The organism is Streptomyces doebereineriae (genome assembly GCF_031845645.1).
Taxonomy (GTDB): domain Bacteria; phylum Actinomycetota; class Actinomycetes; order Streptomycetales; family Streptomycetaceae; genus Streptomyces; species Streptomyces canus.
The window spans coordinates 55,656-72,699 of sequence record NZ_JAVREZ010000024.1 but is presented as its reverse complement, the minus strand read 5'-3'; the positions used below and the strand labels follow the sequence as shown (position 1 = coordinate 72,699).

At 69.4% G+C, this 17,044-nt stretch carries 12 protein-coding genes; 5 read left to right on the top strand and 7 right to left on the bottom strand.

From position 1 onward, the window contains the following. Positions 1–7 precede the first annotated feature (7 nt). Genes RNB18_RS43565 through RNB18_RS43555 form a run of 3 tightly spaced genes read right to left on the bottom strand, consistent with a single transcriptional unit; the run spans position 8 to position 4,504 of the window. Complete coding sequence (locus RNB18_RS43565; protein ID WP_311719682.1) at positions 8–1,957, bottom strand: ABC transporter permease/substrate-binding protein; 1,950 nt, start codon at positions 1,955–1,957, stop codon at positions 8–10. After that, positions 1,947–3,467 (bottom strand): sugar ABC transporter ATP-binding protein, encoded by a 1,521-nt coding sequence (locus RNB18_RS43560; RefSeq protein WP_311719681.1) that lies wholly within the window; start codon positions 3,465–3,467, stop codon positions 1,947–1,949. The genes RNB18_RS43565 and RNB18_RS43560 overlap by 11 nt, the downstream gene beginning before the upstream one ends. Beyond that, positions 3,464–4,504, bottom strand: a complete 1,041-nt coding sequence (locus tag RNB18_RS43555) for a LacI family DNA-binding transcriptional regulator (RefSeq protein WP_311719680.1) — start codon at positions 4,502–4,504, stop codon at positions 3,464–3,466. Before RNB18_RS43555 ends, RNB18_RS43560 begins: the two co-directional genes overlap by 4 nt. A gap of 195 nt (positions 4,505–4,699) precedes the next feature. Between RNB18_RS43555 and RNB18_RS43550 the strand changes: the two genes are divergently transcribed. The 3 genes from RNB18_RS43550 to RNB18_RS43540 all read left to right on the top strand — a co-directional run bounded on the left by RNB18_RS43550 (position 4,700) and on the right by RNB18_RS43540 (position 9,077). Further along, entirely contained in the window at positions 4,700–5,065 is a 366-nt protein-coding gene (locus tag RNB18_RS43550; RefSeq protein ID WP_280857751.1) for a cupin domain-containing protein, read from the top strand. Positions 5,066–5,300: 235 nt separating this feature from the next. Next, the gene (gene recD2, locus RNB18_RS43545; RefSeq protein WP_311719679.1) at positions 5,301–7,556 is read left to right on the top strand and encodes an SF1B family DNA helicase RecD2; all 2,256 of its coding nucleotides are present in this window, start codon (positions 5,301–5,303) and stop codon (positions 7,554–7,556) included. Positions 7,557–7,787: 231 nt separating this feature from the next. After that, positions 7,788–9,077 carry a citrate synthase gene (locus tag RNB18_RS43540; RefSeq protein ID WP_057609626.1) on the top strand — a complete coding sequence of 430 codons (1,290 nt, stop codon included), beginning with the start codon at positions 7,788–7,790 and terminating at the stop codon, positions 9,075–9,077. A 614-nt stretch (positions 9,078–9,691) separates the two neighbouring features. Here RNB18_RS43540 and RNB18_RS43535 read toward each other — a convergent pair. The 3 genes from RNB18_RS43535 to RNB18_RS43525 form a co-directional block, all read right to left on the bottom strand. Beyond that, on the bottom strand, positions 9,692–11,914 hold the full coding sequence (locus RNB18_RS43535; RefSeq protein WP_311719678.1) for a heavy metal translocating P-type ATPase: 2,223 nt from the start codon (positions 11,912–11,914) through the stop codon (positions 9,692–9,694). Between the two features lie 69 nt (positions 11,915–11,983). After that, positions 11,984–12,223, bottom strand: a complete 240-nt coding sequence (locus RNB18_RS43530) for a heavy-metal-associated domain-containing protein (RefSeq protein ID WP_069764220.1) — start codon at positions 12,221–12,223, stop codon at positions 11,984–11,986. A gap of 137 nt (positions 12,224–12,360) precedes the next feature. Beyond that, on the bottom strand, positions 12,361–13,017 hold the full coding sequence (locus RNB18_RS43525; RefSeq protein WP_311719676.1) for a TetR/AcrR family transcriptional regulator: 657 nt from the start codon (positions 13,015–13,017) through the stop codon (positions 12,361–12,363). Positions 13,018–13,139: 122 nt separating this feature from the next. Here RNB18_RS43525 and RNB18_RS43520 point away from each other — a divergent pair, with 122 nt between their 5' ends. Together RNB18_RS43520 and RNB18_RS43515 are read left to right on the top strand one after the other, a co-directional pair. Further along, positions 13,140–15,416 carry an MMPL family transporter gene (locus tag RNB18_RS43520; RefSeq protein WP_311719675.1) on the top strand — a complete coding sequence of 759 codons (2,277 nt, stop codon included), beginning with the start codon at positions 13,140–13,142 and terminating at the stop codon, positions 15,414–15,416. Next, the gene (locus RNB18_RS43515; protein WP_311719674.1) at positions 15,367–16,410 is read left to right on the top strand and encodes a zinc-dependent alcohol dehydrogenase family protein; all 1,044 of its coding nucleotides are present in this window, start codon (positions 15,367–15,369) and stop codon (positions 16,408–16,410) included. Before RNB18_RS43520 ends, RNB18_RS43515 begins: the two co-directional genes overlap by 50 nt. On the opposite strand, the gene RNB18_RS43510 is transcribed toward RNB18_RS43515, so the two are convergent. Continuing rightward, positions 16,391–16,957 carry a GNAT family N-acetyltransferase gene (locus tag RNB18_RS43510; RefSeq protein WP_311719672.1) on the bottom strand — a complete coding sequence of 189 codons (567 nt, stop codon included), beginning with the start codon at positions 16,955–16,957 and terminating at the stop codon, positions 16,391–16,393. The genes RNB18_RS43515 and RNB18_RS43510 overlap by 20 nt on opposite strands. Between the last annotated feature and the right edge of the window lie 87 nt (positions 16,958–17,044).

The window sequence follows — 17,044 nt, the reverse complement described above, 5'->3', positions numbered from 1 at the left end:
GCCGTCGTCAGCCCGTGAAACCGGCCACGTTCTCCTTGGTGACCACCTTCACCGGCACCTTGATCGTCTCCTCGACCTTCTTGCCCTCGAGAGCCTTCAGCGCGTTGTCCACCGCGATCTTGCCCAGCTGGGAAGGCTGTTGTGCCACAGATGCGTACAGGGTGCCGTCCTTCACCGCGTTCAGGCCGTCCGGCGTGCCGTCGAAGCCGACCACCGAGACCGACGTGCCGGCCTTGGAGCCCAGCGCCTTGATCGCGCCGAGCGCCATCTCGTCGTTGGCGGCGATGACACCCTGGACGTCCGGGTGGGCCTGGAGCAGGTTCGACATCACGTCGAGCCCCTTGGTGCGGTCGAAGTCGGCGGGCTGCTGCGCGACGACCTGGATGCCCGGGTACGCCTTGAGACCCTGGGCGAAACCCTCCGCGCGCTCACGGGCGGCCGACGTGCCCGCCTGGCCCTGAAGGATCACGATCTTGCCCTTGCCGCCGAGCTTCTCGCCGATGGACTTGGCCGCGAGCTCACCGCCGGCGACGTTGTCGGAGGCGACCAGCGCGTCCACGGAGGCCTTGTTGACGCCCCGGTCCACCGCGATGACCGGGATCTTCGCCTTGTCGGCGGCCTTCACCGAGTTGCTCGCCGCGTCCGAGTCCACCGGGTTGACGATGATCGCGCCGAGGCTCGAACTGGTGAAGTTCTGGAGCTGGTTGGCCTGCTGGGAGGCGTCGTTCTGGGCGTCCGTGACGGTCAGGTCCACGCCCAGCTTCTCCGCCTCGGCCTGGGCGCCCGACCGGATCTGCACGAAGAAGGGGTTGTTGAGGGTCGACAGCGACAGACCCACCTTCGGGTTCGCCGTCGAGGACGAGCCGTTGTGCAGGAAGGAGGTCGCGCCGACGATCGCCACGGTGACCACGGCCGCGAGACCGTACGTCGCCGCCTGCCGCCCCTTGCCGCCCTGCGAGGCACCGGCCACCGGGGTCGCCCCGGCCTTGCGGCGCAGAGTGTCGAGCAGCACGGCCAGCGCGATGACGACACCGATGACGACCTGCTGCCAGAACGCGGACACGTTCAGCAGGTTGAGGCCGTTGCGCAGCACCGCCAGGATCAGCGCGCCGATCAGCGTCCCGGACGCCTTGCCGGTGCCACCGGCCAGTGAGGCACCGCCGATGACGACCGCGGCGATCGCGTCCAGTTCATAACCGTCGGCGGCCTGCGGCTGAGCGGAGGACAGCCGGGCGGCGAGCACGACACCCGCGACGGCGGCGAACACACCGGACATCGCGTAGATGGCGAGCTTCTGCTTCTTCACCCGGAGGCCGGAGAGACGGGCCGCCTCCTCGTTGCCGCCGATCGCGTACATCGAGCGGCCGATGTACGTCCGTGCGAGCACGAAGGCCGCGAGGAGCCCCATGACGACCATGACGAGCACGGGTACCGGCAGCCAGCCGCCCAGCGTGTCACCGAGGTGCGAGACCGAGTCGGGGAAGGCGATCGGGGAGCCCTCGGAGATCACCAGCGACAGACCGCGGGCCACGGAGAGCATCGCCAGGGTCGCGATGAACGGGGGGAGTTTGCCGTACGCGATCAGGAAGCCGTTGACGAGACCGGCCGCGATGCCGGTCACGACGGCCAGCAGGACCGCTATGAGGACCGGCACCCCGTGTGACGTCGCGCTCCAGGCGAGGACGGTGGCCGACAGGGCCGCCACCGAGCCCACCGACAGGTCGATGCCCGCCGAGACGATCACGAAGGTCACACCGAAGGCGAGGATGGCGGTCACGGCCGCCTGGACGCCGACGTTGAGCAGGTTGTCGGTGGTGAGGAAGTCGCCCGACAGCGCCGACATGGCGATGACGAGAACGATCAGCGCGGTCAGCGCGCCGTTGTCGAGGAGCAGCCGGCGCAGGCCGCCGGTGGCGCTATCAGCGCTCGATGTGCTCTTGAGCGTGTCAGTGGCCACGAGCGGCCTCCTTGTCGGTCGTGGGGTTGCTGACGGCGAGTGCCATCACGGAGTCCTGCGTGGCCTCGTCGGCGGCGAGTTCGCCGGCGATCCGGCCCTGGGCCATCACGAGCACCCGGTCGCTCATGCCGAGCACCTCGGGCAGATCGCTGGAGATCATGAGGACGGCGGCACCGGCCGCGGTGAGTTCGTTGATGAGCTGGTAGATCTCGACCTTGGCGCCGACGTCGATCCCGCGCGTGGGCTCGTCGAGGATCAGCACCTTGGTGTCGGCGAGCAGCCACTTGCCGATGACGACCTTCTGCTGGTTGCCGCCGGAGAGCGTCCGGACGTGCTGGTGCAGGCCCGCCATCCGCACCCCGAGCTGCTCGGCGATCCGCGCGGCGGCCTCCCGCTGCCCCTTGAGGTCGACGAGCCCCGCGCGCGTGGCGGCCCGCATGGTCACCAGCCCCAGGTTCTCCTCGACCGACTGGTCCAGCACCAGACCCTGGCCCTTGCGGTCCTCGGGGATCAGACCGATACCGGCCGCCATGGCGGCGCCCACGTCATGCCCCTTGAGGGGCGCACCGGAGACCTTCACGGCCCCCTGGTCGTACGGGTCCGCGCCGAACACGGCCCGCACCACCTCGGTACGGCCCGCTCCGACCAGCCCGGCGATGCCGACGACCTCTCCGGCGTGCACCTCGAAGCCGATGTCGTGGAAGACGCCGTCGCGGGTGAGCCCCTCGACCTTCAGAAGGGCCGCTCCGGCATCCCCGCGCTCGCGCGGGTACTGCTGCTCGATCGACCGCCCCACCATCAGGCGTACGAGCTCGTCCTCGGGCGTGGAGGCAGGCACCTGCCCGACCGACTTCCCGTCCCGGATGACCGTGACCCGGTCGCCCAGGGCGGCGATCTCCTCCAGGTGATGGGTGATGAAGACGATCCCGACCCCGTCCTCGCGCAGCCTGCGCACGATCGCGAAGAGCTTGTCGACCTCCTCGGAGGTCAGCACGGCCGTCGGCTCGTCCATGATCAGCACCCGCGCGTTCAGGCTCAGCGCCTTGGCGATCTCGACCATCTGGAGCCGGGCGATGCCCAGTTCACGCACACGCGCGCGTGGCGACACCTTGACTCCGACGCGCTTCAGCAGCACCTCGGCGTCGGCCTCCATCGTCTTCCGGTCGATCATCCCGAGGCGGCGCGGCTGCCGGCCCAGGAAGATGTTCTCGGCGACCGTCAGATCGGGGACGAGGTTGAACTCCTGGTAGATGGTGGCGATACCCAGCCGCTCGGCGTCCTGCGCCCCGCGGATGTGCACCTGATGGCCGTCCACCAGCACGCGGCCCTCGTCGGGGTGGTAGGCGCCCGACAGCATCTTGATCAGCGTGCTCTTGCCGGCGCCGTTCTCGCCGAGCAGTACGTGCACCTCGCCCCGGCGCAGGTCGAAGTCGACGCCGTCGAGCGCGACCACGCCGGGGAAGGACTTCCGTATGCCCTCGATGCGCAGCAACTCGTCCTCGTTGCTCACGACTCGCTCCTGTTCGTTACGGGGTTCACTGCGACGTTCCTGGGGGAGGGCTCGCCGCAGGAGCGGCGAACGACGAGACGGGCGGGGAGGGTGACCGACTCGGGGTGCCGCCCCTCGATGCGGTCGACGAGCGCGCGCACCGCGGCCCGCCCCAGCTCGCCCGTGGGCTGGGCGATCGCGGTGATCGGCGGATCGGTGTGCACGAACCACGGGATGTCGTCGAAGGCGGCCAGGGCGATGTCCTGCGGTACGCGCATCCCACGCGCGCGTACGGCGTCCAGCGCGCCGAGCACCATCAGGTTGTCGGCCGCGAAGACGACCTCGGGCGGCTCGGGCAGGTCGAGGAAGCCCTCGGTGACCCGCCGCCCGCTCTCGGCCTGGAAGTCGCCCTGCCCGATATAGGCGTCGGGCAGATCGAGGCCGTACGCCTGGAGGGCCTCCCGGAAGGCCGCGACACGCTCCTGGCCGGTGGTGGTCGCCGCCGGGCCCGCGATGATGGCGAGCCTGCGGTGCCCCAGCCCGTGCAGATGGGCGACGAGATCGCGTACGGCGGCCCGCCCGTCGGACCTGACGACCGGCACGGCCACGCCCGGCATCCACCGGTCCACGAAGACCATCGGTGTCCCCGCGCGCACGGCGTCCAGCATCAGCGGGGAGCCGCCGTCGGTGGGGGAGACCAGGAGTCCGTCGATCCGCCGGTCGAGCAGGTTCCGTACGTGATGATCCTGGAGGTCGGGCCGCTCGTCGGCGTTGCCGATGATCACGCTGTACCCCAGCGCGCGGGCCTCCTCCTCGACGGAGCGGGCCAGCTCGGTGAAGTAGGGGTTCATGACGTCGCTGATGACCAGGCCGAGGGTGTGGGTCTGGTCGGTGCGCAGGGAGCGGGCAACGGCGTTGGGGCGGTAGCCCAGCGCTTCCACGGCGGCCAGCACGCGCGTGCGTGCGTCGGCGCTGACCGACGGATGGTCGTTCAGTACCCGCGACACCGTGGCGACGGAGACTCCCGCCTCGGCAGCGACATCCTTGATGCTCGCCATCGCCGCTCCACCTCCTTGTGGATCGTTCGTGGAATCGATTACATCGATGTATGCAGTGGATTGGAATCGATTACACGACGGTTTGGCAAGACCCCGAGACAGGATCGTGATGTCGCGGGCCGTGCGAGGGCGGACCAGGCTGGGAGGCGCAGGAGTCGTTTCCCCAAGGCCATGGCGGGCCGGAGCGGAGGAACCATGACAGGAGCCACTCACGACGACGTGCCCGTCGTCCTCGCGGGCGACGGAGTGGAGGTGCGCACCGGTCCCATCGGCGGCGGCATGTCCGTCGGCTATCTCCGGCTGCCGGAGGGCACGGACATGGGCCCCGCCCTCAAGGGCCTCGACGGCGACGCCTGCCAGTGCCCGCACTGGGGCTACCTGTTGAAGGGCCGGCTGAAGATGCTCACGCCCACGGGCGAGGAGGAGTACTCGGCGGGACAGGCGTACTACTGGGGACCCGGCCATGTCCCCGTCGCCCTGGAGGACTGCGAGTTCGTCGAGTTCTCCCCGACCGAGGACTTCCGGAAGGTGATCGACCACGTGACGTCGCAGGCGACATAGCCGGATCTGGGCGGCGGAGATCGTGGTGGTCGTGTCCCTGACCGGGAGGGGTGGGATGCCCGGGGCGAGCGATGGGAGCGGTACTGGATTTGGTGTGGTGGGGCTTGGGTTGCCCGGAGGGCGAACCGCACGGCGCTGCCCCCGGAGTCCGGGGTGATACGCGGGGACCCGCGTGAAGCGGACCGGCTGATCCGGTGACCGGGGCGCTGTCGGTGCCGGGCGGTACCGTCGGATCATGTCCAATCAGGCGGGGGCCTCCACGGGTGAACGACGACTGGCCGTACTCGAAGGCGTGCTGGAGCGGATCACGTACGCCAACGAGGACAACGGCTACACGGTCGCCCGCGTCGACACCGGCAGGGGCGGCGCCGACCTCCTCACTGTCGTCGGCGCGCTGCTCGGCGCCCAGGTGGGGGAGTCCCTGCGGATGGAGGGGCGTTGGGGCTCCCATCCGCAGTACGGCAAGCAGTTCACCGTCGAGAACTACACGACCGTCCTGCCGGCCACCGTCCAGGGCATCCGCCGCTATCTGGGCTCCGGGCTGGTCAAGGGCATCGGTCCCGTCTTCGCCGACCGCATCACCCAGCACTTCGGCATGGACACCCTGCAGGTCATCGAGGAGGAGCCGAAGCGGCTCATCGAGGTTCCGGGGCTCGGCCCCAAGCGCACCAAGAAGATCGCCGACGCCTGGGAGGAGCAGAAGGCGATCAAGGAGGTCATGCTCTTCCTCCAGAGTGTCGAGGTGTCCACCTCCGTCGCCGTGCGCATCTACAAGAAGTACGGCGACGCCTCGATCTCGGTCGTGAAGAACCAGCCCTACCGGCTCGCCGCCGACGTCTGGGGCATCGGCTTCCTCACCGCCGACAAGATCGCCCAGTCCGTCGGCATCCCCCACGACAGCCCGGAGCGCGTCAAGGCGGGCCTGCAGTACGCCCTTTCACAGTCCGCCGACCAGGGGCACTGCTACCTCCCCGAGGAACAACTGATCGCCGACGCGGTGAAACTCCTCCAGGTCGACACCGGCCTGGTCATCGAGTGCCTCGCCGAACTCGCCCTGCCCGACGAGGACTCCGGCGAGCCGGGTGTCGTACGGGAGAAGGTGCCCGGCTCGGAGCCCGGATCCGAGCCCGTCACCGCCATCTACCTCGTCCCCTTCCAGCTCGCCGAACTCTCCCTCTCCGCCCAGCTGCTGCGGCTCCTGCGTACCGACCAGGACCGTATGCCGGCCTTCCACGACGTGGCCTGGGACAAGGCGCTGGGCTGGCTGAAGTCCCGCACCGGAGTGGAGCTCGCGCCCGAGCAGGAGGCCGCCGTCAGGCTCGCGCTGACCAAGAAGGTCGCCGTCCTCACCGGCGGCCCGGGCTGCGGAAAGTCCTTCACCGTCCGCTCGATCGTGGAGCTGGCCCGCGCCAAGAAGGCCAAGGTCGTCCTCGCCGCCCCGACCGGCCGGGCCGCCAAGCGCCTCGCCGAACTCACCGGTGCCGACGCCTCCACCGTCCACCGCCTGCTGGAGCTGAAGCCCGGCGGCGACGCGGCCTACGACAAGGACCGCCCGCTCGACGCCGACCTGGTGGTGGTCGACGAAGCATCCATGCTCGACCTGCTGCTCGCCAACAAGCTGGTGAAGGCCGTGCCTCCGGGCGCGCACCTGCTGTTCGTCGGGGACGTCGACCAACTGCCCAGCGTCGGCGCGGGGGAGGTCCTGCGGGATCTGCTCGCCGACGGCGGCCCGGTCCCCGCGGTGCGCCTCACGCGCGTGTTCCGGCAGGCCCAGCAGTCCGGTGTGGTGACCAACGCGCACCGGATCAACGCCGGGCAGCACCCCGTCACCGACGGCATGAAGGACTTCTTCCTCTTCGTCGAGGACGACACCGAGGAGGTCGGCCGGCTCACGGTGGATGTGGCGGCCCGTCGGATTCCGGCCAAATTCGGCCTCGACCCGCGCCGGGACGTTCAGGTGCTCGCCCCCATGCACCGAGGCCCCGCGGGCGCCGGCACGCTCAACGGTCTGCTCCAGCAGGCCATCACCCCGGCCCGTCCCGACCTCGCGGAGAAGCGGTTCGGCGGCCGGGTCTTCCGGGTCGGCGACAAGGTCACCCAGATTCGCAACAATTACGAGAAGGGCACCAACGGTGTCTTCAACGGCACCGTGGGCGTGGTGACCTCGCTCGATCCGGTCGACCAGCGCCTCACCGTGCTGACGGACGAGGACGAGGAGGTGCCGTACGAGTTCGACGAGCTGGACGAACTGGCCCACGCGTACGCGGTGACCATCCACCGTTCACAGGGCAGCGAGTATCCCGCCGTGGTGATCCCGGTCACCACCAGCGCCTGGATGATGCTTCAGCGGAATTTGCTGTACACGGCGGTCACGCGGGCGAAGAAACTGGTCGTCCTCGTCGGTTCGCGCAAGGCGATCGGTCAGGCGGTGCGCACGGTCTCGGCGGGGCGGCGCTGCACGGCGCTCGACTTCCGGCTCTCGGGCCCGTGAGGAGCGTCAATGGTGAGGCAACACAAAAAATGATCGATCAAATGAGTCACGTGGGTCACAGAGCCCTTCCGGAAGCGGTTGCGGACGGGCAGGATGAGCAAGTTGGCGGCACTCAGTGCCGCCGATACGCCCAACGGCCGACCCCGAGTGCACTCTCCTGCGCCAAATGGGGGATGGTAGAGACAGTCAGGGCAACCTCGAAGAAGAGGCACAACGTCGGTGAGGGATGACGTGAGCGACAACTCTGTAGTAGTGCGGTACGGCGATGGCGAGTACACCTACCCGGTGATCGACAGCACCGTCGGCGACAAGGGCTTCGACATCGGAAAGCTCCGCGCCCAGACCGGTCTGGTCACCCTGGACAGCGGCTACGGCAACACCGCCGCCTATAAATCCGCCATCACCTACCTCGACGGCGAGGCCGGGATTCTCCGGTACCGCGGCTATCCGATCGAGCAGCTGGCCGAGCGCTCCACGTTCCTGGAGGTCGCCTACCTCCTGATCAACGGTGAGCTTCCGTCCGTCGACGAGCTCTCGGTGTTCAAGAACGACATCACGCAGCACACCCTGCTGCACGAGGACGTCAAGAACTTCTACCGTGGCTTCCCGCGCGACGCCCACCCGATGGCCATGCTGTCGTCGGTCGTCTCCGCGCTGTCCACGTTCTACCAGGACAGTCACAACCCCTTCGACGAGAAGCAGCGCAACCTCTCGACGATCCGCCTGCTTGCCAAGCTTCCGACGATCGCGGCGTACGCGTACAAGAAGTCGATCGGGCACCCGTTCGTCTACCCGCGCAACGACCTTGGTTACGTGGAGAACTTCCTGCGCATGACCTTCTCGGTCCCGGCGCAGGAGTACGAGCCCGACCCGGTCGTGGTCTCCGCCCTCGACAAGTTGCTGATCCTGCACGCCGACCACGAGCAGAACTGCTCGACCTCCACGGTCCGCCTCGTCGGCTCGTCCCAGGCGAACATGTTCGCGTCGATCTCCGCCGGCATCAACGCCCTGTGGGGCCCGCTGCACGGCGGTGCCAACCAGTCCGTCCTGGAGATGCTCGAGGGCATCCAGGCCAGCGGCGGCGATGTCGACTCCTTCATCCGCAAGGTGAAGAACAAGGAGGACGGCGTCCGCCTGATGGGCTTCGGCCACCGGGTCTACAAGAACTTCGACCCGCGCGCGAAGATCATCAAGGCGGCCGCGCACGACGTCCTCTCGGCCCTCGGCAAGTCCGACGAGCTGCTGGACATCGCGCTCAAGCTGGAGGAGCACGCGCTCTCCGACGACTACTTCGTCTCGCGCAGCCTCTACCCGAACGTCGACTTCTACACCGGCCTGATCTACCGCGCCATGGGCTTCCCGACCGAGATGTTCACGGTCCTGTTCGCCCTCGGCCGCCTTCCGGGCTGGATCGCCCAGTGGCACGAGATGATCAAGGAGCCCGGCTCCCGCATCGGCCGCCCGCGCCAGATCTACACGGGCGTGGTCGAGCGCGACTTCGTCCCGGTGGAAGAGCGCTGACACCTGGCGGTGAGGTTGTAGAGGGGCGTCGCTTCGGCGGCGCCCCTTCGGCGTCCGCGGTGCCCACGCCGTCGTAGCCGACGAAAAAAGCGGAAGGCGCCCTGGCGCCGGTCCCCCCACGGGCCGGCGTCCAGGGCGCCTTCCCATGTCCCGGTGCGGATTCCCCCCACGGGATCCGGCCGGGCGTCTGAGAGACCAGCGCCTGAATCGCTGTCTTTCCGGTACTGCTGGTACTGCTGTTGAGCAGAACGAGCAAAACTCCTCGTACTACTCCTGTGTGCGGTCTGCCGGGACAACGCACGGTCGGGAGGGCCGCTCAAAGCTTCCCTAAGTGCGTGCCCCGGCAACGCAGCTCCGAGGAAGTCCCCCAAGACATCCTCAGATGCCAGTCAACGCCCCCCAAGACGCTGCCTGACATCGCCAACTTAGACCTTCGAACCCCTTCGATGGTTACGTTCACATCACTGTGATCTGCGTCTCTTGCAAATGTCCGTTAGATACGCAAGAGCCCGGATACGGCGAACGAGACCCAAGCGTAAGGACGATGCGCGAGTCTTGTGAAGAGCTTATGTGAGTGGGGCCCCGGACTCCAGAGGGGTCGGTCAAAGGAATCCTCAACGGAAGGCACGCAGCCGCAGGCTGTTGGTCACCACGAACACCGAGGAGAACGCCATCGCCGCCCCGGCGATCATCGGGTTCAGCAACCCGGCGGCGGCCAGCGGCAGCGCCGCCACGTTGTACCCGAAGGCCCACACGAGATTGCCCTTGATCGTGGAGAGCGTGCACCGCGAGAGCCGGATCGCGTCCGCGGCCACCCGCAGATCCCCGCGCACCAGCGTCAGATCCCCCGCCTCGATCGCCGCGTCGGTCCCGGTCCCCATGGCGAGCCCCAGATCGGCGGCGGCGAGCGCGGCCGCGTCATTGACCCCGTCACCGACCATCGCGACGGCACGTCCCTCGCCCTGAAGCCGCCGTACGGCATCGACCTTGTCCTCGGGCAGCACCTCGGCGATCACCTCGTCGATTCCGACCGCCCGGGCCACCGCCTCGGCCACCACCCGGTTGTCCCCGGTCAGCAGCACCGGCGTGAGCCCCAGCGCCCGCAGTGACCGCACCGCCTCCGCACTGGTCTCCTTGACCGCGTCCGCGACGGCCAGGACACCCTGCGCCACGCCGTCCCACCCGACGACGACAGCTGTACGACCGTCCCGCTCGGCCTCTTCCCTCGCCCGGGCCAGTTCGGCGGGCAGCACGTCGATCAGCCGCCCCACCACCACCTCATGGCCCTCCACGCGCCCGCGTACGCCCTTCCCGGGGACGTTCTCGAACCCTTCGGCCTCGGGCAGCGGTCCTACCCGCTCCTCGGCGCCCACGGCGATCGCCCGGGCGACCGGGTGCTCGGAGGCGTGCTCCAGGGCGCCCGCGACCCGCAGCACCTGCTTCTCGTCGGCGTCCTGGGCGACGTAGACCTCCTGGAGGGTCATCCGGCCGGTGGTGACCGTGCCGGTCTTGTCCAGGACGACGGTGTCCACGCGCCGCGTGGACTCCAGGACCTCGGGCCCCTTGATGAGGATGCCCAGCTGGGCGCCGCGTCCGGTGCCGACCATGAGCGCGGTCGGTGTGGCCAGGCCCAGCGCGCACGGGCAGGCGATGATCAGCACGGCGACGGCCGCCGTGAACGCGGCGACGGTGTCCCCGGTGGCGCCGAGCCATCCTCCGAAGGTGGCCACCGCGATGAGGATGACAGCCGGCACGAAGACCGCGGAGACCCGGTCGGCCAGCCGCTGCACCTCCGCCTTGCCGTTCTGCGCGTCCTCCACCAGCTTCGCCATCCGCGCGAGCTGCGTGTCCGCCCCGACCCGCGTGGCCGCTACGACGATCCGCCCACCCGCGTTGACGGTCGCGCCGGTGACGACGTCCCCGACGCCGACGTCCACCGGTACCGACTCACCGGTCAGCATGGAGGCGTCCACGGCGGAGGCACCTTCGACGACGGTGCCGTCGGTCGCGATCTTCTCGCCGGGCCGTACGACGAACCGGTCCCCGACGCCCAGCCGCTCCGCCGGAATCCGCACCTCCCGCCCGTCCCGCAGCACGGAGACGTCCTTGGCCCCGAGCTCCATCAGGGCCCTGAGAGCCGCCCCCGCGCGGCGCTTGGCGCGAGCCTCGAGATACCGGCCGAGCAGGATGAAGGCGGTGACTCCGGCGGCCACCTCGAGATAGATCGTCGAGGCGCCGTCCATGCCGCCGGCGGTGAGCTCGAACCGCTCCCGCATGCCCGTCATGCCGGCGTCACCGAAGAACAGGGCCCACAGCGACCAGCCGAACGCGGCGAGGGTCCCGACCGAGACGAGGGTGTCCATGGTGGCCGCGGCGTGCCTGATGTTCGTCCAGGCGGCCCGGTGGAAGGGCCACGCACCCCAGACGACGACGGGCGAGGCGAGGGTCAGCGCGAGCCACTGCCAGTTGTCGAACTGGAGGGCCGGGACCATGGAGAGCGCGACGACAGGGACGGCGAGCGCCACGGATACGAGGAGCCGCTGTCGGAGGGTGGTGAGCTCGGGGTCGTCCCGGGACGGCTCTTGCGCGGGTGGCGCGGGCTCCTCGGCCGTGTACCCGGTCTTCACCACGGTCGCGATGAGATCGGCGACGTCAACTCCCGCGGGGTAGCTGACCCGGGCCTTCTCGGTCGCGTAGTTGACCGTGGCGGTGACGCCGTCCATCCGGTTGAGCTTCTTCTCGACCCGGGCGGCGCACGAGGCACAGGTCATTCCACCGATGAGCAGCTCGACTTCGGAGGTCGTCCCCATGGGCGCGGCTTCGGTGATGCTGGACATGTACGGCAACTCCCTCAGGGGTGCGGAGCCGCATCGATGTGCGGCTCCGCACCTCCTGTCGCGACGTTCTCAGGCCCGTCCTACAAGCTCGAACCCGGCCTCGTCCACAGCGGCGCGTACCGCCTCCTCGTCCAGCGGCGCCGAGGAGACGACCGTCACCTCGCCGCTGGAGGCGACCGCCTTCACCGAGCTGACCCCGTCGATCTCGGAGATCTCCCCGGAGACGGCGCCCTCGCAGTGTCCGCAGCTCATCCCGCTCACCTTGTAGACGGCGGTGACGGACCCGGCGGTGTCGGTCTGAGTGGTCATGTCGTTCTCCTGATGACTCATGAGAGGTGGGCACGGTCTATGGTGCCCAGCCTATACCCCTAGGGGGTATTTCTCCAAGAGAGGTCCCGAAGGGAGCGAGTACCCCACGCAGGGGTGCTGGTGCCGGGCCGGGCGGGCTACGGGGTCGTCGTGAGGCCGGGTCTGCCGAGCCGGTCACCGAGCAGCGGGTCGAGATAGCGGGTCAGCGCGGTCTTCACTTCCCGGATGTACGCGTCGCGCTCGGCGCCCTCGTGGGCGAGGACCAGCTCCAGGCCCGCCATGTAGATGCCCAGCACCATCTGCGCGGTTCGCTTGATGTCGGCGACGGGCGCCTCGGGGAGGATCGAGGAGAGCAGCCCTTCGACCCGGCCCACGAGGGCCACATGCAGCGCGTCGTGCTCCTCGGTGAGCCTGCCGGGGATGTCGGGGCCGTGCATCAGCGCGAAGAACACCGGGTGTCGGCAGTTGAAGGCGATGAACCGGTCCACGGCGGCGCCGACCGCCTCCTCCAGCGGGGTCGCCGGGTCGACCGGGGCGAGCGCCTCGCCGTACGCCGTCTGCATCTCGTGCACGAGCCGGCCGCCCAGCTCGATCGCGATCGCTTCCTTGTTCGGGAAGAACTGGTAGAGCGTGCCGGGTGAGACGCCGGCCTCGCGGGCGATGGCGTTGGTGCTGGCCGCGGTGTAGCCCGTGGTGGTGAAGACGGTGGCCGCCGCGTCCAGGAGCTGGGCGATCCGGCGTTCGCCGCGTGCCTGGCGGCGGCGGGGCTGTTCCTTCTGCTCGTTGTCGGGCACGCGTTATCCCCAGCTCTCCGTCCACGGTTGACAAACACGAGCGGTCGCTCGCATTCTGGAAACGCGAGCGATCTCTCGTGTTTTGCATTCTACGGTTTCCACGGTGAAGGGGACACCGCACCATGACCGAAGTAAACAGCCCGCCTCGTGTCGGCCGATGGACCCGCCTCGTCACCGCCCGTCCCAGGTTGTCGCTCCTCGTGGCCCTGGTGCTCACCCTCCTCGCCGTAGTGGCCGGCAGCGGTGTCGCCGACCGCCTGGGCGCGGGCGGCTGGGAGGACCCGGACGCGGAGTCGACGTACGCCACCAAGGCGTTGGAGCGTGAGTTCCCGGACTCCCAGCCCAACCTCCTGCTGCTCGTCGACGCGGGCGACGCCTCGGTGGACGACCCGGCGGTGGCCGCGGAGGCCAAGCGCCTCACCGCCCGCCTGGCCGCCGAGAAGGACATCACCGGGGTCGGTTCCTACTGGTCCGCCGCATCACCGGCCCTGCGCGCCGAGGACGGCCATGAGGCGCTGATCGCCGCCCGCATCACCGGTGACGAGAAGCAGATGGGGGAGACGCTCGACCGCGTCGCCCCTTCCCTCCGGGGGACGCACGGCCCGGTGAAGGTCGAGATCGGCGGCATCGTCGCGGTGCGGCACGAGATGCAGACGATCATCCAGGAGGACCTCACCCGAGCCGAGATGATCGCCCTGCCGATCACGCTCCTGCTGCTGGTGATGGTCTTCGGCAGTGCGATCGCGGCCCTTCTCCCGCTCGGCATCGGCATCGTGGCGATCCTCGGGACGAACGCCGTGCTGCGCGGCCTGACCGAGTTCACCGACGTCTCCGTCTTCGCGATGAACCTCACCACGGCCCTCGGACTGGGCCTGGCCATCGACTACGCGCTGTTCATCGTCCGCCGCTTCCGCGAGGAACTGGCCACCGGTGCCGACCCGTTGACGGCCATCGGGACCACCCTGCGCACGGCGGGCCGCACCGTCCTCTTCTCCGCCCTCACGGTCGCGGTGTCCCTGGCGGCGATGCTGCTCTTCCCGCAGTACTTCCTACGGTCCTTCGCCTACGCCGGGATGGCCGTCGTCCTGCTGGCCGCGGCAGCCGCCCTGATCCTCCTCCCGGCCGCCCTGATCCTGCTGGGTCACCGGGTCAACTCCCTGGACCTGCGCCGGCTGTTCAGGCGCGGAGCACCGAAGAAGACCGAAGCGCAGGACGCCGGCACCGCCTGGGCACGCACGGCGACCCTCGTCATGCGCCGCGCCCCCTTCTTCGCCCTGGGCACCACCGCCGTCCTGGTCCTGCTCGGACTGCCCTTCCTGGGGGTGAAGTTCGGCACCGCCGACGACCGCCAACTGCCCGCTTCCGCCGAGTCCCATGTGGTGCAGCAGCACCTCAGGGACGGCTTCCCCGGCAGCCCCGGCGGCGGCCTGGAAGTCCTGGCCGAGGGCAGGGCGACCCCGGCACAGTACGTCTCCTACAAGGAGCGGATCGCCGCCCTCCCCGAGGTCCTGCGGGTCGACGGCCCGTTGGTGAAGGGAGACTCGGCGTACTTCACGGTCCAGCCCAGGGGCGAGGCCGTGGACGACGGAGCCCAGCGCCTGGTCGGTGAGCTGCGCTCCACGAAGGCCCCCTTCGACACCAAGGTCACCGGCACTGCGGCCGTCCTGGTCGATTCCAAGCACGCGATAGGCGACCGCCTGCCGTGGGCGGCGGTCTTCATCACGATCGTCACCCTGCTGCTGGTGTTCTTGCTGACGGGCAGCGTCCTGATCCCGATCCAGGCGGTCCTCCTCAACGCCCTCAGCCTGACGGCGATGTTCGGCGCGGTGGTCTGGGTCTTCCAGGACGGACACCTCTCCGGCCTCCTCGGCTTCACCAGCCCGGGCTCCATAGAGACCACACTCCCGGTCCTGATGTTCTGCGTCGCCTTCGGCCTTTCCATGGACTACGGCGTCTTCCTCCTTTCCCGCATCAAGGAGGAGTACGACAGGACCGGCGACCACGAGGAGGCGGTCCGCCACGGCCTGCAACGCACGGGAGGCCTGATCACAGCGGCCGCGGTCATCCTCGCCGTGGTGATGGTGGCGATAGGCACGTCGAGGGTGACCAACACGAAGATGCTGGGCCTGGGCATCGCGCTGGCGGTGCTGATGGACGCGATGATCGTCCGCAGTCTGCTGGTACCGGCGGTGATGAGGCTGACGGGCCGCGCGACCTGGTGGGCACCGGCTCCTCTGAGGCGCTTCCATGAACGGTTCGGACTGAGCGAAGGGGAGGCCGAACCCCCCAGGGGCGCGACCGGCGACGATGTAACGGCAGAGGAAGAGGAATACGGCGAGGGGACGGCAGATGCGAGCGGTGATCTTCGAACGATACGGCGAACGCCCGGAGGTACGTGACGTCCCCGACCCCCACCCGTCGGACCACGGCGTGATCGTCCGAGTGGAAGCCACGGGCCTCTGCAGAAGCGACTGGCACGGCTGGCAGGGGCACGACCCGGACATCACCCTCCCTCACGTACCGGGCCATGAACTCGCCGGCGTCGTGGAAGCGGTCGGCCTTCGCGTGAGCGCCTGGCGCCCCGGCGACCGGGTGACCGTCCCGTTCGTCTGCGCCTGCGGCACCTGCGCGTCCTGCGCCACCGGTGACCACCAGATCTGCGAGCGCCAGACACAGCCCGGCTTCACCCACTGGGGCTCCTTCGCCCAGTACGTGGCGCTGGACCACGCGGAGGTGAATCTGGTGGCCGTTCCGCAGGACATGTCCTTCACCACGGCCGCGTCGCTCGGCTGCCGTTTCGCCACGGCGTTCAGGGCGGTCGTGCAGCAGGGCGGGGTCACCGCGGGGGAGTGGGTCGCGGTGCATGGCTGCGGCGGCGTGGGCCTGTCCGCGGTGATGATCGCGGCGGCTTCGGGAGCCCGGGTGGTGGCCGTGGACGTGTCTCCCCAGGCCCTGGCCCTGGCGAGGAAGTTCGGCGCGGCGGAGTGCGTGGACGCGACCGGTACGAAGGACACCGCGGCGGCGATCCGGGACCTGACCGGCGGCGGAGCCCATGTCTCCCTGGACGCCCTCGGCTCACCCGCCACCTGCGCGGCCTCCGTCAACTCCCTGCGCCGCCGCGGCCGGCACATCCAGGTCGGCCTGCTGCCCTCACCGGACGGCACGACCCCGGTCCCCATGGCCCGCGCGATCGCCCTGGAACTCGAACTCCTCGGCAGTCACGGCATGGCCGCGCACACCTACCCGCCGATGCTGGAACTGGTCCGGGCGGGCGTGCTGCGCCCTGATCTGCTGCTCACGTCCACGATCACACTGGACGCGGTCCCGGACGCCCTGGCGGCGATGGGCACGGCACCCGGAGCGGGGGTGACGGTCATCGAGCCGTGGAGCTGAGCGCGGCCCACTCGCGGTCGAGGATGCCCATGATCACCCAGTCCACCCACTCGCCGTCCCGTAGATCGGCCTCCCGCCGCACACCTTCGACCACGAATCCGGCCTTCTCGTAGACCCGCAGGGCACGGGCGTTGTAGCCGTAGGCCTCCAACTCGATCCGGTGCAGGCCGAGTTGCTCGAAGCCGTAGCCGACGATCAGGCGGGTGGCCTCGGTGCCGAGGCCCCGGCCGCGTCCCCGGGGGCCGATGAGGGTGCGGTAGGTACAGCTGCGGGCGTGGCTGTCCCACTCGTACAGGACGACCTCGCCGACGAGTTCGCCGGTGGCGCGGTCGGTGACGGCGAGGTCGAGACGGTCGGGCTGCTCGGAGCGGGTGCCGTACCAGGACCGCAGCCGCTCCAGGGTGAGTTCGCCGGAGGGAGCGCCGGTGAAGTGGACGACCTCGGGGTCCTCGATGATCTCCGCCATGACCTCGGCGTCCGCCTCCGTGAACGGTCGCAGCACGGTCCTGTCGCCGGTCAGCACGGGTTTGACGGAGAAGTCGCTCATGGGTCGACTGTGCCAGACGCCGACCCCTCCTGCCCCGGGATTTTCGGCGGGCGGGCACGGGACGGCTGCGGCGCCGCTCATATCCCA

What these genes read in the sequence shown, in the direction of transcription:
- recD2 (WP_311719679.1), top strand. Translation starts at nt 5,301, where the DNA reads ATGTCCAATCAGGCGGGGGCCTCCACGGGTGAACGACGACTGGCCGTA.
- RNB18_RS43535 (WP_311719678.1), bottom strand. Translation starts at nt 11,914, where the DNA reads ATGTCCAGCATCACCGAAGCCGCGCCCATGGGGACGACCTCCGAAGTC.
- RNB18_RS43515 (WP_311719674.1), top strand. Translation starts at nt 15,367, where the DNA reads ATGCGAGCGGTGATCTTCGAACGATACGGCGAACGCCCGGAGGTACGT.
- RNB18_RS43510 (WP_311719672.1), bottom strand. Translation starts at nt 16,957, where the DNA reads ATGAGCGACTTCTCCGTCAAACCCGTGCTGACCGGCGACAGGACCGTG.
- RNB18_RS43520 (WP_311719675.1), top strand. Translation starts at nt 13,140, where the DNA reads ATGACCGAAGTAAACAGCCCGCCTCGTGTCGGCCGATGGACCCGCCTC.
- RNB18_RS43530 (WP_069764220.1), bottom strand. Translation starts at nt 12,223, where the DNA reads ATGACCACTCAGACCGACACCGCCGGGTCCGTCACCGCCGTCTACAAG.
- RNB18_RS43555 (WP_311719680.1), bottom strand. Translation starts at nt 4,504, where the DNA reads ATGGCGAGCATCAAGGATGTCGCTGCCGAGGCGGGAGTCTCCGTCGCC.
- RNB18_RS43550 (WP_280857751.1), top strand. Translation starts at nt 4,700, where the DNA reads ATGACAGGAGCCACTCACGACGACGTGCCCGTCGTCCTCGCGGGCGAC.